This is a genomic window from Mesorhizobium humile (genome assembly GCF_033977215.1).
GTDB lineage: Bacteria > Pseudomonadota > Alphaproteobacteria > Rhizobiales > Rhizobiaceae > Mesorhizobium > Mesorhizobium humile.
Map to the genome: position 1 here is coordinate 564,946 of NZ_JAVIIV010000001.1, position 22,857 is coordinate 587,802.

19 protein-coding genes are annotated in these 22,857 nt (G+C 62.9%); 16 read left to right on the forward strand and 3 right to left on the reverse strand.

Going from position 1 to position 22,857, the window contains the following annotated elements; translation table 11 throughout:
• Positions 1-72 precede the first annotated feature (72 nt).
• The 7 genes from RFM52_RS02670 to RFM52_RS02700 all read left to right on the forward strand — a co-directional run bounded on the left by RFM52_RS02670 (position 73) and on the right by RFM52_RS02700 (position 8,316).
• Complete coding sequence (locus tag RFM52_RS02670; RefSeq protein ID WP_320294296.1) at positions 73-450, forward strand: hypothetical protein; 378 nt, start codon at positions 73-75, stop codon at positions 448-450.
• Positions 451-644: 194 nt separating this feature from the next.
• On the forward strand, positions 645-1,529 hold the full coding sequence (exoK, locus tag RFM52_RS02675) for an endo-1,3-1,4-beta-glycanase ExoK (RefSeq protein ID WP_320294297.1): 885 nt from the start codon (positions 645-647) through the stop codon (positions 1,527-1,529).
• Positions 1,530-1,701: 172 nt separating this feature from the next.
• A complete protein-coding gene (locus RFM52_RS02680) occupies positions 1,702-3,033 on the forward strand; it encodes a UDP-glucose dehydrogenase family protein (protein ID WP_320294298.1) in 1,332 nt (443 codons plus the stop codon).
• A gap of 146 nt (positions 3,034-3,179) precedes the next feature.
• Complete coding sequence (locus RFM52_RS02685) at positions 3,180-4,400, forward strand: glycosyltransferase family 2 protein (protein WP_320294299.1); 1,221 nt, start codon at positions 3,180-3,182, stop codon at positions 4,398-4,400.
• Between the two features lie 44 nt (positions 4,401-4,444).
• On the forward strand, positions 4,445-5,524 hold the full coding sequence (locus RFM52_RS02690; RefSeq protein WP_320294300.1) for a glycosyltransferase: 1,080 nt from the start codon (positions 4,445-4,447) through the stop codon (positions 5,522-5,524).
• A 210-nt stretch (positions 5,525-5,734) separates the two neighbouring features.
• Positions 5,735-6,853 (forward strand): glycosyltransferase, encoded by a 1,119-nt coding sequence (locus RFM52_RS02695; RefSeq protein ID WP_320294301.1) that lies wholly within the window; start codon positions 5,735-5,737, stop codon positions 6,851-6,853.
• Complete coding sequence (locus RFM52_RS02700; protein ID WP_320294302.1) at positions 6,850-8,316, forward strand: lipopolysaccharide biosynthesis protein; 1,467 nt, start codon at positions 6,850-6,852, stop codon at positions 8,314-8,316. The genes RFM52_RS02695 and RFM52_RS02700 overlap by 4 nt, the downstream gene beginning before the upstream one ends.
• On the opposite strand, the gene RFM52_RS02705 is transcribed toward RFM52_RS02700, so the two are convergent.
• Positions 8,218-9,591 (reverse strand): polysaccharide pyruvyl transferase family protein, encoded by a 1,374-nt coding sequence (locus tag RFM52_RS02705; RefSeq protein ID WP_320294303.1) that lies wholly within the window; start codon positions 9,589-9,591, stop codon positions 8,218-8,220. The genes RFM52_RS02700 and RFM52_RS02705 overlap by 99 nt on opposite strands.
• 283 nt (positions 9,592-9,874) lie before the next feature.
• Between RFM52_RS02705 and RFM52_RS02710 the strand changes: the two genes are divergently transcribed.
• The 6 genes from RFM52_RS02710 to RFM52_RS02735 all read left to right on the forward strand — a co-directional run bounded on the left by RFM52_RS02710 (position 9,875) and on the right by RFM52_RS02735 (position 17,509).
• A complete protein-coding gene (locus RFM52_RS02710; RefSeq protein WP_320294304.1) occupies positions 9,875-11,050 on the forward strand; it encodes a glycosyl transferase family 1 in 1,176 nt (391 codons plus the stop codon).
• Positions 11,051-11,073: 23 nt separating this feature from the next.
• The gene (locus RFM52_RS02715) at positions 11,074-12,057 is read left to right on the forward strand and encodes a glycosyltransferase family 2 protein (protein ID WP_320294469.1); all 984 of its coding nucleotides are present in this window, start codon (positions 11,074-11,076) and stop codon (positions 12,055-12,057) included.
• The gene (locus RFM52_RS02720) at positions 12,057-12,995 is read left to right on the forward strand and encodes a glycosyltransferase family 2 protein (protein ID WP_320294305.1); all 939 of its coding nucleotides are present in this window, start codon (positions 12,057-12,059) and stop codon (positions 12,993-12,995) included. Before RFM52_RS02715 ends, RFM52_RS02720 begins: the two co-directional genes overlap by 1 nt.
• A complete protein-coding gene (locus tag RFM52_RS02725; protein WP_320294306.1) occupies positions 12,985-14,034 on the forward strand; it encodes a glycosyltransferase family 2 protein in 1,050 nt (349 codons plus the stop codon). Before RFM52_RS02720 ends, RFM52_RS02725 begins: the two co-directional genes overlap by 11 nt.
• Positions 14,035-14,063: 29 nt before the next feature.
• The gene (galU, locus tag RFM52_RS02730; protein WP_320294307.1) at positions 14,064-14,960 is read left to right on the forward strand and encodes a UTP--glucose-1-phosphate uridylyltransferase GalU; all 897 of its coding nucleotides are present in this window, start codon (positions 14,064-14,066) and stop codon (positions 14,958-14,960) included.
• A 167-nt stretch (positions 14,961-15,127) separates the two neighbouring features.
• Entirely contained in the window at positions 15,128-17,509 is a 2,382-nt protein-coding gene (locus RFM52_RS02735; protein WP_320294308.1) for a polysaccharide biosynthesis tyrosine autokinase, read from the forward strand.
• 61 nt (positions 17,510-17,570) lie between these two features.
• On the opposite strand, the gene RFM52_RS02740 is transcribed toward RFM52_RS02735, so the two are convergent.
• Both RFM52_RS02740 and RFM52_RS02745 read right to left on the reverse strand, forming a co-directional pair.
• Positions 17,571-18,284, reverse strand: coding sequence for a metallophosphoesterase family protein (locus tag RFM52_RS02740; RefSeq protein WP_320294309.1), 714 nt, complete (start codon positions 18,282-18,284; stop codon positions 17,571-17,573).
• A gap of 492 nt (positions 18,285-18,776) precedes the next feature.
• A complete protein-coding gene (locus RFM52_RS02745) occupies positions 18,777-20,684 on the reverse strand; it encodes a propionyl-CoA synthetase (protein WP_320294310.1) in 1,908 nt (635 codons plus the stop codon).
• A 451-nt stretch (positions 20,685-21,135) separates the two neighbouring features.
• On the opposite strand from RFM52_RS02745, the gene RFM52_RS02750 reads away from it, so the two are divergent.
• From RFM52_RS02750 to RFM52_RS02760, 3 genes are read left to right on the forward strand one after another with little or no spacing between them, the layout of a single operon-like run.
• Positions 21,136-21,546, forward strand: coding sequence for a PqqD family protein (locus tag RFM52_RS02750; protein ID WP_320294311.1), 411 nt, complete (start codon positions 21,136-21,138; stop codon positions 21,544-21,546).
• The gene (locus RFM52_RS02755) at positions 21,464-21,835 is read left to right on the forward strand and encodes a lasso peptide biosynthesis B2 protein (protein ID WP_320294470.1); all 372 of its coding nucleotides are present in this window, start codon (positions 21,464-21,466) and stop codon (positions 21,833-21,835) included. Before RFM52_RS02750 ends, RFM52_RS02755 begins: the two co-directional genes overlap by 83 nt.
• Positions 21,832-22,812 carry a phosphoenolpyruvate carboxykinase (ATP) gene (locus RFM52_RS02760; protein ID WP_320294312.1) on the forward strand — a complete coding sequence of 327 codons (981 nt, stop codon included), beginning with the start codon at positions 21,832-21,834 and terminating at the stop codon, positions 22,810-22,812. The genes RFM52_RS02755 and RFM52_RS02760 overlap by 4 nt, the downstream gene beginning before the upstream one ends.
• Positions 22,813-22,857: the final 45 nt, after the last annotated feature.

Below are 22,857 nucleotides of genomic sequence, written 5' to 3' on the forward strand. Positions count from 1 at the left end.
CTATGATGTTGCCTAGTCGCCGCGGTAGTGGCAGTCTATGTTGCAATGCAGCAATTTCGAAAGGCCGATAGGATGGCTTCGATTTTTGGCTTCAGATCCCGCGATCCGGCTCGCGACCGGCACACCGATCTCCAGCGTTTGGACCGGCTGGCGAAGCTGTTTGACCAGATCGCGGCCGAGATCGAGGCGGAGAAGTCCGGGCTGGAGAATCGCTACAGGTCGACGGCCGCCAACGCGGCCTTTCTGGTCGAGGCGATGGAGAATGGTTCGGCGTCGACCAGCAAGGGCTCGGATGTCAGCGCGATGACGAATTCGATCCTGAATTGCGAGCGCCGCATCGCCGAGCTCGTTCGCCAGAAGGGCCTGGTGAAAGAACTGCGTCATTCGCTCGACGCGATCGTCGAGGATGGTGCCGATCGGTCTGCTCCGCAGTCCGCGGCAAGAGGATGATGGCGCCCACAGGCGCCGTCATCGGTACGAGGCACTGAAGCAATTCCGGGAAAAGTGTGAGCGGTTTTCCGTCCGGAATTGCGTAAAAACGAGGAATAGAGCGGAGTTCAAAGGGCGGAAGATCGGAAGTGGCTCGCTCGCGCGGGTCGAGGACGACTTTGGGTTGGGGCGGAACAACACAAGGTGAGTTTGTTATGAACGCAGATCCGGACAACACCTCCACCGTGGCGGCTTGCGGGATATCGCATGCGCCGGGGAGCGGATTAACCAGCCTGCGGCTCGGCGCGGTCGGCGCCCTGCTTGCGATCGCGGCAACCCTGGCGGCGAGCCTGTATCCAGCGCATGCGCAAGACGCGCAACACGAGCTGCAAAGCGCGCCGTCCTTCGTCGACAATTTCTCGAATTTCGACCGTTCCCGCTGGTTCGTCTCGGACGGCTGGACCAACGGCGCCCATCAGAACTGCACCTGGTCGAAGGATCTGGTGCGGCTTTCCGATGGCGTGCTGTCGCTGGGCTTCGAAAAGCGCAAGCTCAAGGACCGCGAGTTCGCCTGCGCCGAGATCCAGACCAAGCAGCGCTACGGCTACGGCGTCTACGAGGCGCGAATGAAGACCGGCACCGGCTCCGGCCTCAACGCCGCCTTCTTCTCCTATATCGGCCCGCAGGACAAACAGCCCTGGGACGAGATAGACTTCGAGGTCCTCACCAAGGATCCGTCGAAGGTGCAGGTCAACAGCTATATCCAGGGCAAGCCGAAGAACGGCAAGCTGGTCGACGTCGAAGGCGGCGCCGACAAGGGCTTCAACGATTACGGCTTCGTCTGGGAAAAGGACCGGCTGCGCTGGTATGTCAACGGCAAGCTCGTCCATGAGGTGACCAACCCCGACGAGTTGCCGACGCACTCACAGAAAATCTTCTTCAGCCTCTGGGGCAGTGACAAGCTGACCAACTGGATGGGCGCCTTCGCCGACCCCGGCAGCAAGGTGACCATGGAGGTCAAGCGCGTCGCTTTCACCGCTTTGGGCCAGCCATGCCAGTTTCCGGAATCGCTGGCATGCAGCATAAGTAACAGCAACTAGGGCATGGTCCCTAACCGAAGGACCGCGTCAGCGAAAAGTGGGAACCGGTTTTTGCTTCGCTGACCTGCGGTTCGGATAAGATCATGCCGAACTAGCCAGGCCGTTGGGCCTGGGGACATCTGAACCGGCCGGACCGCTTTTGCGGCCCGGCCTTTGACAGGAATAGAGCCAAATGAATTTGACGGTGTTTGGGATTGGCTATGTCGGTCTCGTCCAGGCCGCTGTGCTCGCCGAGGTCGGCCACGAGGTGGTGTGCGTCGATATCGACGAGAAGAAGGTGGAGCGGCTCAACCAGGGCTTGATCCCGATTTTCGAACCGGGCCTCGAAAGCCTCGTCAAGGAAAACCACGCGGCCGGTCGGATCCGCTTCACCACGGATGCGGCGGCGGCTGTCAGGCATGGCCAGATCCAGATGATCGCGGTCGGCACCCCGCCCGGCGAGGATGGCTCGGCCGATCTGAAATATGTGCTCGCCGTCGCCGAAACCATCGGCCGTGAGATGGACAGCGCCAAGATCGTCGTCGGCAAGTCGACCGTGCCGGTCGGCACTTGCGAAAAGGTGAAGGCCAGGATCGCCGAGACGCTGAAGAAGCGCGGCCGCGAGGATCTGAGCTTCGACGTCGCCTCGAATCCCGAATTCCTCAAGGAGGGCTCGGCGGTCGCCGACTGCATGAAGCCGGACCGCATCATTGTCGGCACGTCCAGCGAAGACACCGAGATGGTGATGCGCGAGCTCTACGCGCCGTTCAACCGCAACCACGAGAAGATGATCGTGATGGATGTGCGCAGCGCCGAATTCACCAAATACGCCGCCAACTGCATGCTGGCGACCAAGATCAGCTTCATGAACGAGATGGCTAATCTCGCCGAGCAGCTGGGCGCCGACATCGAGGAAGTGCGCAAGGGCATCGGCTCGGACCCGCGCATCGGCTACCACTTTATCTATCCCGGCTTGGGCTATGGCGGCTCCTGCTTCCCGAAGGACGTGCGCGCACTGATCAAGACCGCCGAGGGCGTCAAGTTCGACGCCAAGCTGCTGCGCGCCGTCGAGGAGCGCAACAATGCGCAAAAATCGGTCCTGTTCGACAAGGTCAATCGCTATTTCAAGGGCTTGCTCAAGGGCAAGACCTTCGCCGTCTGGGGACTGGCCTTCAAGCCCAACACCGACGACATGCGCGAGGCGCCGGCACGCGTCCTGATGGAAGCGCTGTGGGCGGCCGGCGCTAAGGTGCAAGCCTACGATCCCGAGGCGATGCAGGAGTGCCAGGCGATCTACGGTCAGCGCGACGACCTGCTTTTGTGCGGCACCAAGGAAGCGGCGCTGCGCGGCGCCGACGCGCTTTTGATCTGCACCGAATGGAAGAGCTTCCGCGCGCCGTCCTTCGACGCGCTCAAGGATGCGCTGACGACACCGGTCATCTTCGACGGCCGCAATCTCTACGATCCCAAGGTGATCGCGCGCTACGGCATCGAATATTTCTCGATCGGCAGGATGGCGGCATGATGATGGCCGCTAGCCCCAGGGAGAACTGCCGACGCGGCGGACGACAACGGAGCTCGCAATGACTATTGCGCGTAAAGACCTGGGCGCCGCCATGTTTGTAAAACCACGCCAGCGAACCGCGCATCGGCAATAGTATGAGGTCACCAATGGCTGCGCAGCGGAAACCGACGGTCACCGTCATCGTTCCAACCTTCAACCGGGAAAAGTTCCTGCCCGAATCCATCGCCAGCCTGCTTCAGCAGACCGTGGCGCCGGATCAGATTCTCATCGTGGACGACGGCTCGACGGACAACACCAGCGCGGTGGCGGCGTCTTTCCCCGCACCGGTGGAATATTACCGCAAAGAGAACGGCGGCAAGTCGACGGCGCTGAATTTCGCCCTGAGGCACTGCACAGGAGATTTCGTCTGGATATTCGACGACGACGACGTCGCGCACCCAACGGCGCTCGAGCGGTTTCTCGCTGCGTTCGTACGGGAGCCGGCTGCCGATTTCGCCTTCGGCGAATATGCGCGTTTCCAGCAGTCAGCCCAGATCGAGGAGCAGAATTACGAGATCGTCGCCTTCGGTCATGTCGGCCAGGACAATTTTTTCCCCTCGCATCTCGAATATTGCCACGTCCACCAGCCGGGTCTCCTGGTGCGCCGCAAATGCTACGACGAGGTGGGAGGCTTCAACGAAACCTTGGTCCGGTCGCAGGACTATGAGATGATGCTGAGGCTCGCGCGCCGCTTTAAGGGCGTCAGGGTCGATGGCCTCATGTTCTTTCAGCGCCAGCACGACATGGTTCGCGGCAGCACCAAGGTGGTGATTTCCTATACCGACCGGATCAAGGCCTGGGGCTCGTACGACCGGGTGATCATGGAAGAGGTCTACAAGTCGGTCGATCTGCATGAATATCTCGACCGCTCGGAGCAGGCCTTGCCGAAGACGGCCGATCTCGAGATGCAGGCGCTGCTGCAGCGTTCGAGCATCATGGCCAGGAAGGGGCTGTGGCACCACGCGGCCGAAGACATCCGCCGCTACGCGCTACTTGCCGAGCGAGCCGGAAAGACGTCGCTCAGCGACAAGGAACGCGCCATCGTGCGGCGAACGTTCGAAGCCTACGACACCGGTTTGGCATCCGCCCCTGCCGACGAATTCGTCTCGGCGGTGAAGGCATGGAAGGCGGGGCCTCTCAAGGCCGATATCGTCAGGGAGTACATGCATTCGTTCCCCCATTATCTGGCCAGGGACTTGAAGGCCGGTAAGGTGATCCCGGCTTCGAAGTTGTTGCGGGAGTATTCGACGCTGTCGCTTTCGGCCTCGCTCGGCCGGCTGTGCCAGGCGATGACGTCGAAGCTTCCCTTGGCGCGCGGCGCAAGCTGATCAGCGCGGATGCCCGTCCGCCGGGCCGGATTAGGAGTCGAATGATGAAAGTGCTTTTTGCAAGCGGCAACGGATACATTCCCGAGTTCACCGGCGGCGTGCAATCCAACACCCACCATCTGGTCGAGCAACTGATCGAGCATGGCCATCAGGCGTCGGTCCTCGCCTCGCTGTTCGGCGACGGCATGTTCGGCTTCAAGGCGCGCGCCAAGATGAAGCTGTTGCGGCAGCCCGCGGTCGTCGACAATTTTCCCGGCTACCCGGTGATGCGCGCCTGGTACCCGTGGGAGGCGGCCGGCTTCGCCGTCGAAAAGACCAGACCCGACGTTGCCGTCGTGCAGTGTCACAAGTCGGTCCTGCTCGGAAAGGCGCTTCTCGCCGAAGGGGTGCCGCTGGTCGTCTATCTTCACAACGTCGAATTCCACGAGCTCGCCGGCGATCCGCGCGAACTGCATTCGGCTTTGTACATCGCCAATTCGCAGTTCACGGCGCGCACCTACAAGGAAAAATTCGGCATCGATTCCACTGTTCTTCCGCCGACCATCAACGACGCCCTCTACTGCACGCACACGACCGGCGAATTCGTCACCATGATCAATCCCTACGAGGAGAAGGGTTTCGATCTGGCGGTGAAGATTGCGGCCGCCTGTCCGGAGATTCCGTTCCTGTTCGTGGAAAGCTGGAAGCTGGACGATGACCATCGCGCCCGCATCGAGAAGACCATCGCGCCGCTCTCCAACGTCACGCTCGAAAACCGCACCGACGACATGAAGACGGTCTATGGCCGTACCAGGATCCTGCTTGCGCCGAGCAAATGGGAGGAAGCCTGGGGCCGCGTCGCGTCCGAGGCGCATTGCAGCGGCATCCCCGTCCTGGGCTCAAGACGTGGCGGCCTGCCTGAAGCCATCGGACCGGGGGGAGTTGTACTCGACTATGATGCTCCGATCGAAGAATGGGCCGCGGCGGTAAGGCGCCTGTGGAACGACCGCCAGGAATACGAACGGCTTTCGGCCGCGGCGCTCGCCTTCTCCAAACGCCCCGAGCTCGATCCCGCGCGGCAATTGGTGGTGTTTCTCCAACTGCTCGAAAGAGCGGCCCGGCAGGGCGTTCGCCGCGCTGCCTAGCTTGCCGAGAGAGCTGGAACTGGTTTGCTGCAGTGCACCCAGAATGTTGCGACGCAGCAATTCCTATATTAGTTTGCGCCGACAGGAGTCAAAATTCATGCCGCATGTGTCAGGCCTTGCCGACATTTCCAGCCTGATCCGGGCGAGCACATCCTGCCGATGAGGATTTGTTTCGTAGTCGACAAATTTCCCACCCTATCCGAGACTTTCGTGCTCGATCAGATTGCCGGGTGTCTTGAAAGGGGGATGGAGGTCAGCGTCGTCTGCAATGAGATGGCCTTTGGCAAGGACCGCAATATAGACGATGCACGCTGGCGGACGCTGCCTGGGCCGGTTGTTTCCTGGTGGGGGGGCCTCAATCGCTGCCGCTCATTGCTTAGGAAATGGTCCGGCAGATTCTGGGACAAGCTTTCGACCTTCATCGACCTGGCCAACGCGCACAAGCTGCGAAACGCCGATGTCGTCGTAGCGCATTTTGGCCACAACGGCCTCCGCGTCGCCCGCGTCATGAAGCGGCGCAGGATTTCCGCGCCTTTGGTGACCATATTCCATGGCACCGATGTCGGCAGGCCGATGCATGACGGCACACTGCATCAGTACAGGCCCGTTTTCGAAAAAGGGGCTCTCCAACTCCCTGTGAACGCGTTCTTTCGTCAGGCCCTGATCGATGCCGGTGCCGAGCCGACGCAAGTTGTGGTCCACCATATGGGCATTCGTCCTGGCGAGATCGAATATCACTGGCGCTCCTGGCAGGGACGCACGCTGTCTTTCATCTCGGTCTGCCGGCTGACCGAGAAGAAGGGGACCGAATATGCGCTTCGCGCCCTCGCTTGCCTGCCACACCGCGATTGGACCTATTCGGTGATCGGCGGCGGGGAATTGTTGGACGAATTGAAACTTACCGCCATCGACCTCGGTATTGCCGACAGGGTGACTTTCCTTGGACCGCGTCCGCACGGCGAGGTGAAGCAGCGCCTGCGTGACGCCGATGTCTTCCTTTTGCCAAGCGTCGCGGGGCGAGACGGCGATCTGGAAGGAATCCCGGTTGCGCTCATGGAGGCGATGGCCGGCGGCCTGATCGCTGTGAGCACCTATCATTCGGGGATTCCCGAGCTGATCGAGGATCACAAGACTGGCTTCCTCGTACCCGAACGGGACGTCGCTGCGCTTGCCGGCAAACTCACTTGGATCGCCGAGAACCCGGGCCTGTGCGAGCCGATAGCGCTTGCCGCTCGAAGGAAGGTCGAGGCGGATTTCAATTCGAATGCCTTGAATGAACGCTTTGCGCAGATCGTCGCACGGCTAGGGGAAACCGGATCCAACACATGAATGCCAATCCGCCGCCCCCTCAATTTGGTCGCGTTGCCTTGCGCGGCGGGCTGGTCACGGCCGGCGCGCAAGGCTTCAAGATGGCGATCCAATTCCTTTCGGTCATCATCCTCGCCCGGCTGCTTGTTCCAGAGGATTTCGGTTTGGTGGCCTCGGTGGGGCCGATCGTAGCCTTTGTCGGCCTGCTCCAGGATCTCGGCCTTCAGCAGGCGGTCATCCAGCGCAAGGAGATCGATCAACGGCAACTCAACCAGGTCTTCTGGCTGAGCGCGGTTGTCGGCCTGTGTGCCGGAGCGGTCGTGGCTTGCCTGGCCCCCGCCATTGCCGCTTTCTACGGCGATCAGCGAATGTGGGGGATAACACTTGCTTCCGCCGTGCCGCTGCTTTTTGGCAGTCTTGCCGCCGTGCCGCTTGCACTGATGAACCGCCATCTGCAATTCGGCCAGCTTGCGCTCAACGACACAATCACCGCGGCCGTCGGGCTGCTCGCCACCGCAACCGCGGCGTATTTGGGCCTCGGCTATTGGTCGCTGGTTTTGGGTCCGGCTGTCTCAGCTGTCGTAGCACTGGCTGCCGGCTGGTTGGTGACGCGCTGGACGCCGTCTTGGCCGAATCTGAAGATCGACGGCGACATATTCAGGTTCGGGGCGAACCTTACGGGCTTCAACCTTGTCAATTTTCTCTCTCGCAACCTCGACAACATCCTCATCGGAAAATATTCCGGCGCGGTCGAGCTGGGCTACTATGATCGCGCCTACAAGCTTCTTTTGTTTCCGCTGCAGAATATCAATCAGCCTCTGACGCGCATCATGGTGCCGTTGCTCAGTCGCATCCATGAGGACAAGCAGCGATTTCGCGACATCTATGTCCGGACAAACTGGCTGCTGGCCGTTATCACCATGCCCGGCATCGCGACGTTGACACTGACGTCGGAGCAGGTGGTCAGGCTTCTCTTCGGCGACCGCTGGATGGCCGTGGCGCCGATTTTCGCCTGGCTCGGCATCGCCGGCCTGATGCAGTCCGTATCGAGCACCACAGGGTGGATATTCATCTGCCAGGGCAAGACGAAGACGATGTTCCATTGGGGCATCTATTCGTCGCTGACGACCGTCGCCTCCTTCATCGTCGGCCTGCATTGGGGCGCCATCGGCGTCGCGGCTGCCTATGCCATCAGCGGTTATGTGCTGCGTGTTCCGGTGCTTGCCGCCTTGATCCATCGTGTCGGCCCGGTGACCGCCGGCGATTTCCTGGGCATACAGGGGCTCTTCATTGTCTCGTCCCTGCTCGCCTGGCTCTCGTATCTGTCGCTGCCGGCGTTGCTGACCAACCAGTCGGACCTGCTCACGATCCTGGTGGCGGTTGCCCTAAACTACGGGTTCGCCCTGGCCCTCATGCTTGCTATTCCGCAGTCGCGCAAGGCGCTGTTCGCCACTCTTGCCAACGTCGCCAGCAACATTGGGTAAGCGGTTGCCTATCAAGGACGACAACTGCCTGGTTGCCGACATTGCCGATGCATGCTCTTCCAGCACGGCCGCAAGGCTTGCCCGGCGATAGTGGTCAAGGCTGCCGATGAATCTGCCGAGTTTTTCGGCCGCTTCCGACGGTGTCACCGTATCGATGTCGAGTAGAAGGTCGGCGACGCCGATACGCTTGGCGACTTCCTTGGTTTTGAATTCATAGGCGATCGGCAGCACCGGCGTGCCAACGCAGAGCGACATGATCATCATATGCATGCGCGTGGCGACGACGAAGTCGCAACCCTTTACCAGCGCCATCAGTTGGTCGGGCGTATGAAACGAAGCGTCGACACTGACATGTTTGGCGATGTCCGGATCGAGTTCGGCCACGATCGCCCGTGCCGTCCTGGCGTCGTCATGGGCATATTCCGGCACGCCCTGGCAGGTTGAAACGAAGGTCACCTCTTTGGCGTGGTCCCTGACAAGAATTGTGGCGATCTCGCGGATCGAATCGAGATAGCGGCGCATACCGTCTTCACCGTCGCTGACGAAGCTCCAGTGGCGGACGGAAATGGCGACACGGCCCGTCGGAGCCGGCGCGCTGTCGAGATGTTTTTTGATCCTGTCGGTATCGGCCAGCGCAAAGACGGCGTCGGCGACCACATGGCATTTGCCCGGGTCTTTCACCAGATCCAGCATGTGATTTCTGGATCGCTCGTCGCGCAGCAGGATGAGCGGGCTCCGATCAAAGATCGGGCCCAGTTCCTGGCGATTGTAGCTTTTTTTGAATGGGCCGAGTGATTGCGTGAAGAAGATGGGATCTTTGCCCAAGATTGCATCGATACGGAATTGATTGAGGCGCTTTTCAAGATCGTAGTTTTCAACAAGATATGTCCCGCCTGTCGTCACGACCATGTCGGCGCTTGCATAGGCATCAAGCCCTCGGCGGTCGCTCGGGCTGAAAATGACGCTGCTGGCGGCGCCGTTCTGGGCGAAGCGGCGCAAGGCGCGGAAGACACCCCAATTGTAGATCGACTTGAGCCGGCCCTTTATTCCGCCGCTATGTTGATCCCTGAACAGGGATTCCGACAACAGCTTGTGAAATTCGAGATCTGGGTAATCCTTCTTCGGATAGAGCCTGGCCGCGACCTCGGGCTGACTGTCGAAAACGAAAAACTGCACATCGCCGCCGGCGATCGATTTGAGAATATGGCGTATGGCCAAAAGGATCGCGGCATCGCCAGTGTTCAGACACACCGTGTTTTCAACCACGACTTTCATTGGGGTAACCTCGTTTCGCATCCGTGGCCAGGCCAGCGGCGTTAAGACGGCACCGTTGCCGAAGAGCTGCCACGCGATCCGCGCCACGATTTAGGCAGGCCGCACCTGACTGGTAGCCAAATGCGGAATCCAGACGGGTGCCAAGCCGGGCCGAGAGTAGCGAACCAATTTTGCAGTGCAACAAAAAATGTGCGGTCGTTTGCTACGCAGCACCAAAATTGTTGCGATGCAGCAAAAGCTGTACTAGCATCCCCGATGGGTGGGCCAACAGCGGTCGAGTTACATGCTGCATGTCTTGTACCTTGTGCATGACGTATCCGACCCGGCAGTGCGCCGGAGGGTTCAGATGCTCAAGGCAGGCGGCGCCAGGGTCACCCTGGCGGGCTTCCGCCGCACCACCAGTCCGGTCGCCGAGATCGAGGGTGTCGAGCCTGTCGACCTTGGCGCCACGCGCGACGGCCGATTCGCGCAGCGCCTCGGCGCGGTCGCCAAGGCAGCCATGTCGATCGGCGCGAAGCTGGGCGCGATGCCGGCGCCCGATCTCATCATCGCGCGCAACCTCGAAATGCTGGCGCTGGCCCGCCGCGCCAATGGCGCGCTCGCAGCGAGCGTGCCGATCGTCTATGAATGCCTCGATATCCACCGTCTGGTGCTGCGCGACGATTTCGTCGGCAGGACGCTGCGCGGCGCCGAACGTCATCTCGCTCGCGACGTGAAGCTTCTGGTGACGAGCTCGCCCGCCTTCATCGCCAATTATTTCGAGCCGTTCGGGCAGATCGGCGCGCCGGTCGAGTTGATCGAGAACAAATATTTCGAGGCGGCATCCGTTGTCGCCGCGCATTCTTTCGAGGACGACAGCCCGGCGACGCCGCCCTGGCGCATCGGCTGGTTCGGCGCGCTGCGCTGCCGCCGCTCGCTGGAGCTGCTGGCCGATTTCACCCGCCGCCAGGCAGGGCGTTTCGAGGTCGTGCTCAGGGGCCGTCCGGCGCTGTCCGAATTCCCGGACTTCCACGGTTTCGTCGAGGCCGAGCCGTGGCTTTCGTTCGAGGGGCCTTACCGCAACCCGGAGGACATGGCGGCCATCTACGGGCAGGTGCATTTCTCCTGGGCGATCGATTTCTTCGAGGCGGGCCAGAATTCCGAATGGCTGCTTCCCAACCGCCTCTATGAGGGCTGCCGCTTCGGCGCCGTGCCGATCTCGATGGCGGACACCGAAACGGGAAGGTTCCTGAAGCAGCGGGATATCGGCGTGCTTCTGCCCGAAGCGACGCCCGAGGGTATTGAGGCGATGCTTGGCCGGATGGATCAGGATCGATATCGCGGCCTGAAGTCCCGGGTGTTGGCACGCAACCCAAGGACCTGGAGCTACGACCGCAGCGATTGCGCGGCCTTCGTCGACAAGCTGCGCGGCCTTGCAGCAATGCCTTCAAATTTTGCGACGACGGAGGCAGCGGCGTGATGGCAGGGGACGCACAAGAACCGATGGCGCAGGCATCGATCCTGATCGTCATTCCCTGCCTCAACGAGGCGGCCCATATCGGCGGCCTGCTCGACCAGTTGCGGCCCGCGGCAGTACGGCTCGGCGGCCGCATCGTCGTCGTTGACGGCGGCAGCACCGATGGCACGCAAGCCATCGTCGAAAAGATCGTGGCGAAGGATCCCCGGGTCATCCTGCTCGCCAATCCGAAGCGCCTGCAGAGTGCCGCCATCAATCTGGCGGTAGTGACCCTCGGCGAAGGCGCCGACTACCTCATCCGCATCGACGCGCATGGCGGCTATCCGGACGATTACTGCGATCGGCTGGTCGAGGAAGCCCTTGCCACCGGCGCCGATTCGGTCGTCGTTTCGATGCTGACCGTCGGCACCGGCGCCGTGCAGAAGGCGGTCGCGGCGGCACAGAACTCCAAGCTCGGTACCGGCGGCTCGAAGCACCGGCACATGTCCGAGGGCGAATGGGTCGACCACGGCCACCACGCGCTGATGCGCATTGCCGCTTTCAGGCATGTCGGCGGCTATGACGAGAGCTTCAGCCACAACGAGGACGCCGAGCTCGACTATCGGCTGCGCCAGGCTGGCTACCGTATCTGGATGAGCGGCAGGACGCAGATGGTCTACTATCCGCGCTCGACGCTGAAGAGCCTCTATTTCCAGTATCTCGGCTATGGCCGCGGCCGCGCCAGGAACGTCCTGAAGCACCGCATGGTGCCGAAGCTTCGTCAGATGATCCCGCTGCTGGTGGCGCCCGTGGTGCTGCTCGCGCTGTTCTCCTTCGTCCACTGGATCGCGGCGGTGCCTTTCCTGATGTGGGCGGCGGTGTGCCTCGGTTACGGCGTGGTGACGGCGATACGTCAGCGCAACGCAGGCATCGCGCTGGTCGGGGTCTCGGCGATGGTCATGCATTTCGGCTGGTCGGTCGGCTTCTGGCAGCAGCTCTTGACGTCTCGCTTGCAGCGTAAGGTGGCGTGATGGCCGGCCGCTCGCTCGACATCTGCATCTGCACCTTCCGCCGGCCGGAACTGGCCGATACGCTGCGCTCGGTCGCCGCGCTGGAGAAGCCCGAGGGCGTGGAGATCGGCATCGTCATTGCCGACAATGACGATGAGCCCAGCGCGCAGAAGCTGGTGAAGGCATTGGCCGAAGAGCTGAAGCTGCCGATCCGCTACCGTCACGCGCCGGCGCGCAACATCTCGATCGCCCGCAACGCCTGCCTCGACGCCAGCGTGTCGGACTTCGCCGCCTTCATCGATGATGACGAGACGGCCTCTCCCTCCTGGCTGGTCGAGTTGATGGCGACTGCCGATGCCGCGGGCGCCGCGGCGGTGCTCGGTCCGGTGCGGGCGCACTATCGCCAGGACGCGCCGGACTGGATGCAGAAGGGCGATTTCCATTCCACCTTGCCGGTCTGGGTGCGCGGCGAGATCCGCACCGGCTACACCTGCAACGTCCTGCTCAAAATGACCGATGCGAGCCTGCGCGGCCGGCGCTTCAGCCTGGCGCGCGGCCAGACCGGCGGCGAGGATACCGAGTTCTTTGACGCCATGGTTAGGGCCGGCGGCCGCATCGCCTTTGCGCCCGATGCCTTCGTCGACGAAGTCGTGCCGCGCGCCAGGGCCGCTTTCGACTGGCTGCGCCGCCGCCGCTTCCGCTTCGGCCAGACGCATGGCCATCTGATCGGCCGCGGCGCCGGCGGCGTGCGCCGCGCCGGCCAGGTTGGGCTCGCTTCGGCCAAGGTCGCCTATTGCTTCGGCATGGCGATTTTGACCGCGATCAGCCCGGTGCGACGGAACCGCAGCGTGCTGCGCGGCATTATGCACGTTGGCGTCATTAGCGGTTTGGTCGGCGTCCGTGAAATCCGCCAGTACGGCCTCACTTCGCCAGAACAAGGGAAAAAGCGTGCAGCCTGACGTCAGCTTCGTCATCGCCGCCTACAATGCGGAGGCGACTCTCGACCGCGCCATCGCCGGCGCGATCGCCCAACTTGGCGTGACGGTCGAGGTCATCGTCGTCGACGACCAGTCGCGCGACGGCACGCTGGATGTGGCGCGCGCTTATCCGCAGGATATCGTCAAGGTCGTGGCGCTGCCCGCCAATCGTGGTCCAGGCGGCGCTCGCAATGCCGGCCTCGACCTTGCCAGGGGCCGCTGGGTGGCGGTGCTCGATTCCGATGATGCCGTCCTTCCCGACCGCCTGGCCACGATGATCTCCCGCGCCGAAGCGGCGGGCGCCCAGATTGCGGTCGACAATGTGCAGGTCGTGCGCGAGGACGGCACGCCCGACGACACCATGTTCCCGGCCGGCTATCTCGAAGGCCTGCGGGAAATCTCGCTGGCCGACTACATTGCCGGCAATCTGGTCTTCGAATCGCGTTTCAATCTCGGCTACCTCAAGCCAATCTTCCAGCGTCGTTTCCTCGACGACAACAGGCTGCGCTACGACGAGAAGCTGCGCATCGGCGAGGACTACATCCTCCTGGCGAGCGCGCTGGCCAGCGGCGGTCGCTGCGCGGTCGAGCCGAGCGTCGGCTATGTCTACCACATCCGCACCGGCTCGATCTCGCGCGTGCTCGAATTGCGTCACGTCGAGGCGATGACGCGCGCCGACGCCGCCTTCGCGGCGGCATATTCCATGGACAGTAGCGCAAAGGCGGCCTTCGCCAGGCGCGGCCGTAGCCTGCGCAAGGCATCGTCGTTCCTGTCCCTGGTTCAGCACATCAAGGCGCGCGCCCCGCTCAAGGCGATCGGCACGGCGCTCAGGGATCCGGCCGCGATCGGGCATATGAGCATGCCCATCGCGGTCCGGCTCAGAAGGGTTGCGGCGCAAATTCGCCGTGGGGGCGGGGAGATGAAGCATGCGGGCGATTTTCTAGAGCATGATCCCGAAAAGTGGGAACCGGTTTTCGGAAAAGATCATGCTCCCAACAATGAATTAGCCGGCGACAGGTAGAAATCTTTTTCTCTCAGAAGGAAGACCATATGCAGAAAGTCAGGAAGGCAGTCATCCCGGTGGCGGGGCTCGGAACGCGGTTCCTGCCGGCGACCAAGTCGATGCCGAAGGAAATGCTGCCCGTCGTCGACAAGCCTGTCGTGCAATATGCCGTCGACGAGGCGTTCGAGGCCGGCATCGAGCACATCGTCTTCGTCACCGGGCGCAACAAGGCGGTCATCGAGGATTATTTCGACCTGCATCCTGAACTGATCGGCACGCTGGAGCAGACCGGCAAGAAGGCGCAGCTCGAATCGCTGGAGAACCTGCTGCCGGTGGCCGGCGCCACCTCCTTCATCCGCCAGCAGTCGCCCCAGGGCCTCGGCCACGCCGTATGGTGCGCGCGCGACGTGATCGGCAACGAGCCCTTCGCGCTGCTGCTTCCCGACATGGTGTCCTTCGGCGCGCGCGGCTGCCTTGCCGAGACGGTCGATCTTTATCAGCGTACAGGCGGCAATGTGATCGCCGTCGAGCGCTGCGACCCGGCCGAAACCGGCAAATACGGCATTGTCGGCCGGGGCGAGGAGGTCGGTTCCGGCTTCAAGGTCACGGAGATGGTCGAAAAGCCCGCGCCCGCCAAGGCGCCGTCGAATTTCTATATCAACGGCCGCTACGTGCTGCAGCCGGAGATCTTTGCGCTGCTCGGCAACCAGCAGCGCGGCGCCGGCAACGAGATCCAGCTCACCGACGCCATGGTGCGCCTGGCTCAGAGCCAGCCTTTCTATGCTCAGCCCTTCGATGGCCGCATGTTCGACTGCGGCTCCAAGGAAGGCTTCATCGAGGCCACAATAGCCTTTGCCCTGGCGCGCGACGACATGAAGGGGCCTGTCTTCGAAATGCTGCAGCAATTCGTCCGGTCGCATGAGCGCCGGGAAGTAGCCGCATAATGCCCATCTTTCGGGTGCATATGCGAACTCGCGATGGCGCGACAGCCACTCAAGCGCCCGGGCCTTTTGGCCCGGCGCATCCTGGCAACGACGTTGCGCGGTCTTTTCTGGTCACGACGCCGATCTACCAAGGCCGCTAGCGCCTGCAACCTGGAATTGGACCGAACATGAACTATGCCAACTTCCCTCTCGACAAGAGGATGCCGTTGCCCAGCACCGATCCGGAAAAGGGTGAAGACTTCATCGACGTCGAGCGTCTGCTTGGCATGGCCGCCCGGCAGGCCAAGGTGGTGGCGGTCTGCGCCATCATCGGCCTGTTCCTGGGCGTGATCTATCTGCAGACCACACCCAAGCAATACATGTCCGTGGCAAGCGTCTTGATCGACGAGGGCATGAATAAGGTCATGGACGATATCTCGGCTGCCAGCGCTACGCAGCAGACCGACGCGACGATCCTCAGCCAGATCGAGATTCTCAACTCGGCGCGCCTGGCGTCTGAGGTGGTCGACAAGCTGAAGCTTGACCAGAACCAGGACTTCATGAGCCCGCCGCAATCGGCTCTGGCCAAGGGCATCGGGTTTCTGCGCGGCATCGTCGGCTATTTCCGCGGCAATTCGGCCGACCAAATTCCCGGCATCCAGAATGTCGATGCCGCGACGCGCGAAGCCATGATCAAGACCGCGACCCACGACTACGCGGTTCTTGTGCTGCAGACCGGACTGTTGGCGGATCGCGTCAGCCGCAGCAATGTCATCAGCATCGGCTACCAGGCGGCAGACCCGGCACTCGCCACTGCCATCACCAAGGCCTATGCGGATGCCTACCTCGCCGACCAGCTCAACGCCAGCTTCGACGCCACCGAGCGCGCGGCCCTTTGGCTGCAGGGCCGACTTACCGAGTTGCGCGAGAGCTCGCAGGCCGCCTCGTTGGCGGTCGAGAAGTTCAGGGCCGAGCACGGTCTTTCCGCCAACAGCGACGGCCAGCTGCTGAGCGACAAGCAACTTGCCGACCTCAACGCCCAGCTCATCGTCGCCCAGGCCGATACCGCGCGCACCAGCGCCCGCTACCAGCAGTATAAGGCGATCGTCGACAGCGGCTCCGAAAGCGCCTTCAACGATTCGGCCATAGCGGCCGACCAGCCGAGCAGCTCGGTCATCATCGCGCTCAAGACCCGCTATCTGGCCATTGCCAAACGCCTGCAGGACGTCGAGACGAATTTCGGCAAGGATCATCCGCAGGCGGTCGCGCTGGCCAAGGAAAAGGCCGATGTGTCGGCGCAGATCTTCGGCCAGCTGAAGCAGCTCACCGAAAGCTACCGCAACGATTACGAAGTGGCGCAGGCGCGCGAAACGGCGCTGCGCGACAAGATCTCCACCGCCGCCGGCAAGAGTTCGATCGACAACCAATCGCAGGTGAAGCTCAAGGAGCTCGACCAGCAGGCGCAGGCGCTGACCACGCTCTACCAGACCTTCCTCAGCCGCTATGAGGAAGCCTCGCAGCAGCAGTCCTTCCCGGTCGGCAAGGTCCGCATCATTTCCGACGCGACGATGCCGCTCGCGGCCTCCAGCCCACGCACCTTGCGCGTGCTGGCGCTGTCGCTGGTGCTCGGCCTGATGCTCGGCGCCGGCTTCGGCGGTCTCAACGAGTTCAACGAGCGTTTCTTCAGGACGGGCGAGGATATTCGTGACCGCGCCGGTTTGAAATTCCTCGGTTATCTGCCGACGATCGGCGGCGGCAAGGCCAGGGATTCCAAGGCCGACGACCTGCCGGTCGATGACAAGGTGGCCAGCCTCTCCGCCGCCGAGAGACGGGCGCGCATGCGTGTCAGCATCGACGCCCCGGCCTCGATGTTCGCCGAGACGCTGCGCAACGCCAAGATCGCCTTCGACGTCGTGATGGAAGACCGCGGCAGCCGGGTGATCGGCGTCATTTCGGTGCTGCCCGGCGAAGGCAAGTCGACGGTGGCCGCGAACCTTGCCGGCCTGCTCGCCGCCAACGGCGCCAGGACCTTGCTCATCGACGGCGACCTGCGCAATCCGGGCTTGAGCCGCAGCCTCGGCATGGAGAGCGAGCAGGGCTTGATGGAGGCGGTGGTCAACGGCCAGACATGGCAGTCGGTCGGCAAGGTCGACCGCCAGACCAAGCTTGCGATCATCCCCGCTGTGCTGCGCGGCCAGTTCTCGCACACCAGCGAGCTTCTGGGCTCGGCCGGCATGCGGCGCTTCATCGAGAACGCCAAGGAGACGTTCGAATATATCATCGTCGACCTGCCGCCGCTCGGCCCCGTCGTCGACGCCAAGGCATTCGCGCCGCTGGTTGACGGCTTCGTGCTGGTCACCGAATGGGGCCGCACGCCGCGCAACATGGTGCGCTCGATGCTGGAATCGGAGCCCTATATCGCCAACAAGGTGATCGGCGCGGTGCTCAACAAGGTCGATTTGAAGAAGCTGGCCAAATACGGCTCGCTCGGCGGCTCGGAAAGATTCTTCGACCGCTATTCGTCCTACTATTTGGACAAGTCGGAATCGCGCCCCAAACAGGCTGCTTGAGGCGTTTTTCCCTTCGAAAGACAGAGCTATAGGGCGGTTCAGCCTAAGACGGCGAACCGCCCTAATCTTGTGAAGACAGCAGCCGGCCGTATTTGCCGACGATCCTGAGCGCGGTCAGCCGCCCGGTCTGAAAGGCGCCGGTGTCGATGTCGAGCCGGCGCCCGTCAAGCGTCGGAACGTCGACGATCGTGTGTCCGTGGACCACCCAGCGGTCGAGACGATGGGCCGCCTGGAAGAACTCCTCGCGGATGTTGAGGAGATCGTTCTCGTCCTGCGCCTCCAGCGCGATACCGGGCCGGATGCCGGCGTGCACGAAGACGAATTCCTCGGAGCAGACCATCGCCGGCAGCGTGCGCAGGAAGTCGACATGGCTGGCGGGAATGGCCTCGCGGATGCGCGCGTCCGTCTGCTCGTTCGAGCCGTAGAGGCTTGCCAGGCGGTCCGGGTCGACGCCGTAGGAGAACAGGGTCTCGCGCGCGCCGTAGCCGAGCCAGGGCTCGCGCGAAAGATAGCCGTCGAGATAAAGGAGCAGCGCGACCTCGTGGTTGCCTACCAGGCAAACGCGCTGGAAGCCTTTCGGCGGCGGCGCCATCACATGTTCTATCACGCGCCGCGAGTGCGGCCCTCGGTCGATATAGTCGCCCAGCATGATGATGATCTTGCGGCCGCTGAACCGTTGCGCGTCGAGCTCGATCTTTGCTTCCAGCGCCAGCAGTTCCTTGTGGCAGCCATGCACGTCGCCGATCGCGTAGACGACCGTGTCGCGCATGTCCATGACAAGGCGCTCGCGTGGCGCGGGCCGAGGACGTCTCGAACGTTGGAACAGACTCACGGATTGAGACTCGGATATTTGCACTGGTTTGCGCCTCGATATCATGCCGGATGCAAACAATTCCACACCGGCGCTCCCAAGCCGGCTCATTCTTGCACGGCGGTCGGCGTCCGCGTTCAGAGCGGGTCAGCGTTTCACAGAATCCCAAGCGGAGCCGGCAAAACCCATTTCGGGATGGGGCGGGATGCCGCCGGTGGCGCGCTGAAACGCCGTAGGGGAAGGCCCAGACCCAGAAGCCATAGTGATGGAACATCACCATGACGGCGGCCAGGAAACGCAGGATGTCGCCGCCGCCGATGTCCTCTTGAGCTGAGCCATGCCGTGCCTTCGGTATGGCCCCCACGCGAAGTCTAAAGTCTATTGCTGCGTTGCACAACAAGTGATCGCAGTGCGGGATAAATTGGTGAATTCGTCCTTAACGCGTCTGCCGAGGGGCTATACCCCGATGCCGCGCCCCTTCAGCGCCGCCGCGATCTCGTCGAGGATCACGGGATCGTCGATGGTCGCCGGCATCGTCCATGCCTCCTTGTCGGCGATCTTCTGCATCGTGCCGCGCAGGATCTTGCCGGAGCGGGTCTTGGGCAGCCGCTTGATCGTCACCACGGTCTTGAAGGCGGCGACCGGGCCGATCCGCTCGCGCACCAGCCCCACAACCTCGTTTTCGATCGCGCCGCTATCGCGCGAGACACCGGCATTGAGCACGACGAAGCCGAGCGGCACTTGGCCCTTCAAGGCATCTGCAATGCCGATGACGGCGCATTCGGCGACATCGGGATGCGCCGCCAGCACCTCCTCCATGGCGCCGGTCGAGAGCCGGTGGCCGGCGACGTTGATGATGTCGTCGGTGCGGGCCATGACATAGAGGTAGCCGTCCTCGTCCATCATGCCGGCGTCGGCCGTCTTGTAGTAGCCGGGAAACTCCTCGAGATAGGCCTGGCGGAAGCGGGCATCGGCGTTCCAAAGCGTCGGCAGACAGCCGGCGGGCAGCGGCAACTTGACCACGACGTTGCCGAGCGTCCCGCGCGGCACTTCGTGTCCGGCATCGTCGAGGATGCGGATGTCGTAGCCCGGCATCGGCACCCCGGGCGAGCCATATTTCACCGGCAACAGCCCCAGGCCCGCCGGGTTGATCGTCATCGGCGAACCGGTCTCGGTCTGCCACCAATGGTCGATCACCGGTCTGTCGAGCTTCTGTTCCGCCCATTTGATGGTCTCGGGGTCGGCACGCTCGCCGGCGAGGAACAGGGTGCGGAACTTCGACAGGTCGTATTTCGGCACGAACTCGCCCTTGGGATCCTGCCCCTTGATGGCGCGGAAGGCGGTCGGCGCGGTGAACAGCGCCACCACGCCGTGCTGCGAGATCACGCGCCAGTAGGTGCCGGCGTCCGGCGTGCCGATCGGCTTGCCCTCGAACAGCACGCTGGTGCAGCCATGCAGGAGCGGCGCGTAGACGATGTAGGAATGGCCGACCACCCAGCCGACATCGGAAGCCGCCCAGAAAACTTCGCCCGGCTTGACGCCGAACTCGTTGTCCATGGTCCATTTCAGCGCGACCATATGGCCGCCATTGTCGCGCACGATGCCTTTCGGTTGGCCGGTCGTGCCGGAGGTGTAGATGATGTAGAGCGGGTCGGTGGCCAGCACCGGCACGCAGTCGACATTGGCGCCGGCGGCCCGCTCCCGGGCAACCGCATCCGCATAGTCGAAGTCGTAATTGTCCTTCATCTCGCAGCGCAGTTGCTCGCGCTGCAGGATGAGGCACGCGTCGGGCTTGTGCTTCGACATCTCGATCGCCTTGTCGAGCAGCGGCTTGTAGGCGATGACGCGGCCGGGCTCCAGCCCGCAGGAAGCGGTAATGATCAGCTTCGGCTTGGCGTCGTCGATGCGGGTGGCGAGCTCATGCGAGGCGAAGCCGCCGAACACCACCGAATGCACGGCGCCTAGCCTTGCGCAGGCGAGCATGGCGATGGCCGCTTCGGCCACCATCGGCATGTAGATGATGACGCGGTCACCCTTGTCGATGCCGCGATGCCTGATCACCGAAGCCAGCGCGACGACCTCGCGCTTCAGTTCGGCATAGGTGAATTTCCGGATCGTACCGGTGATGGCGCTGTCATGAATCAGCGCCAGCTGGTCGGCGCGTCCGCCGGCGACATGGCGGTCGATTGCGTTGTAGCAGGTATTGCAAGAGGCGCCGACGAACCAGCGGCCGTAGACGCCTTCCGCCGGATCGAAGACCTTTTCGGCAGGCTTATACCAGTCGATGGCCTTCGCCGCCTCGGCCCAGAACCCTATGGGGTCGCTTTTCCAGCCCTCATAGACTTCGCGGTAGCGTGAGGCCATCGGCATTCCTCCCAGAACATTTTGCCGTCTGGGAATAGCCTAAGTCGTTTCTGCCGGCCATGTCTTCCTGCATTTTGGTCGACATCGCCGGCGAATGTCTTCCCTCGACGCCTCCAGCGGAAGCGTCGCTGTCACCGTCCGTGATGGAAGCCGGCTAGAGCGGCAGCGCCGCCAGCATCAGCCCGACGCCGCCGGCGATCAGGATGGCCGCCGCAAGCGCCTTCCGATGGCGCTCGAACGCCGTCGGAGCCCGTTCCCAATTGTAACGCATACAAATCACTCCCCAAAACCCGGCGGACTCATAGCTTACCCAAGGGCAGGAAGGCAAGACCTCGCTAATATTCGCCCCCTACGGACAGGCCTGCGGAGCGGATCGTCCGCTTCGCCATCCATGGCGATGGACAGCCTCGCGGTGCCGCGCTAATTGCTTTTCAGCGAAGGGAGCGGGCGGATGGCTGAAATCGGCTCTGAAACGGTGCTGCGCATGGCGGACGATGCGTCTGTTCAGCATGTCGGCGACGGCGCCGTCGTGCTCCTGGCGCGCAGCGGCCAGCTTTACACCTGCAACGACACGACCGAGGCTTTCCTCGGCAAGGTCGATGGCGCGCGCAATCTCGACCAGATCGTCGACCTGCTGTCGGACGAGTTCGACATCGACAAGGCAACGCTCGACCAGGATATGGTGTGGCTGAAGGCATCCTCGCCGACCCGGGCGCGTGATGGCCGACGGACCCGTCCTGCGCGCCCTGTTCCGCGTCCATCTGTGGCTCAGCGCCCGGCTGATGCCGGTGCTGGTCGGCCGGCGCGATTTCGAAGGCGTGTTGAAACTGGCGCCGCTGCAGTCGCCTGCACCCTATCGTGACTTGCCCTCGACCTACATCGTCCATCGCGTCAAGCGAACGGTGCGGCGCCCTTGGCTGATGCGCGACCGCAGATGCCTTCGGGAAGGTCTGCTCGGCTTCCGCTTTCTGCGCATGGCCGGCCTCGACCCGGAGCTGCGTTTCGGCGTCGACGCCAGATCGATGCACGAGCCTCGCCTGTCGGCGCACTGCTGGGTCTGCCTCGACGGCAAGCCGGTGGTCAGCGACAGCCAGCCCGGCATGGTGGAGATTTACCGCCACCCGGTCAGGATGAAGGCGCCAGCCGCTTGAGCGACCAGACTTTCCGCTACGACCTCAACGGTCAGGTCCTGGGCATCACCGCCGCGCGTGCCGATCTGTGGCCGAGCTTCGACCTGATGCTCGGCGCCCTGCGTGTGGACGCGCCTGTCGAGCCCGGTTTTCGTGTCGATATCTTCGAGACGCTTGATCTGCGGGAGAACCCCGAAGGAAAGCTGGCTTTCGACGGCGAAGTGCCGCTGGACGGCCATTGCCGCATGATCGACTGCGGAAGCGTGTTCCATCTCGTCTTTCCGGGCCAGCAGACCGTGTCGATACACGACGGCGAGGGCCGGGCCGAGATCCGTCTCCATCCGGACAGCAAGATCAAGTGGACCTTGCTGATGATGGTGCTGGATGCCGCGCTCGATGCGGATGGCCAGCATATGCTGCACACAGCGGGTCTCACCTTGCCTGGAAAGGACGGCCTGGTTCTCATTCATGCGCCAAGCGGCACAGGCAAGTCGACCACATCGCTGGCGCTTGCATCGCAGGGCTTCGGCCTCTGCTCGGACGACGTCATGATCCTCAATGCAAACGGGCAGGGCATCACGGCCTGGGGCATGCCGCGCAAGGTGAAGGTCCACCGCAACACCGCGGCGATGCTGCCCTTCGTCGCGCCTTTCCTGGGCGGAACATGGGACGCCGAGGGCGAGCAATCCGTTTCGCTGGACCGCCTCGGCGAAATCATCCGCGTCGAGGATGTGTGCGCCAGGCCCGTCGCAGCGCTCCTGCATCTTGCGCGCTCGGCGGACACCGAGACCCGGTTGCTGCCGATGGCCAGGACCGACGCCATGGTGGCTTTGGCCACCGACAATGTAAGGACCGGCATGACCGGCCTGCTGTCGCTGCAGAAAAGGCGCATGGCGATGATCGCAACCCTGGTGAAGGCGGTTCCGACCTTCACGCTGGAAGTCGGCTCGAGTCCCTCGGATGCGGCCGCGCTGATTCAGGCTACGCTGCACGGCTGAAGCGCGTTCAATCCTTCGCGCCGAAACGCCGGATGTCGAAGGATC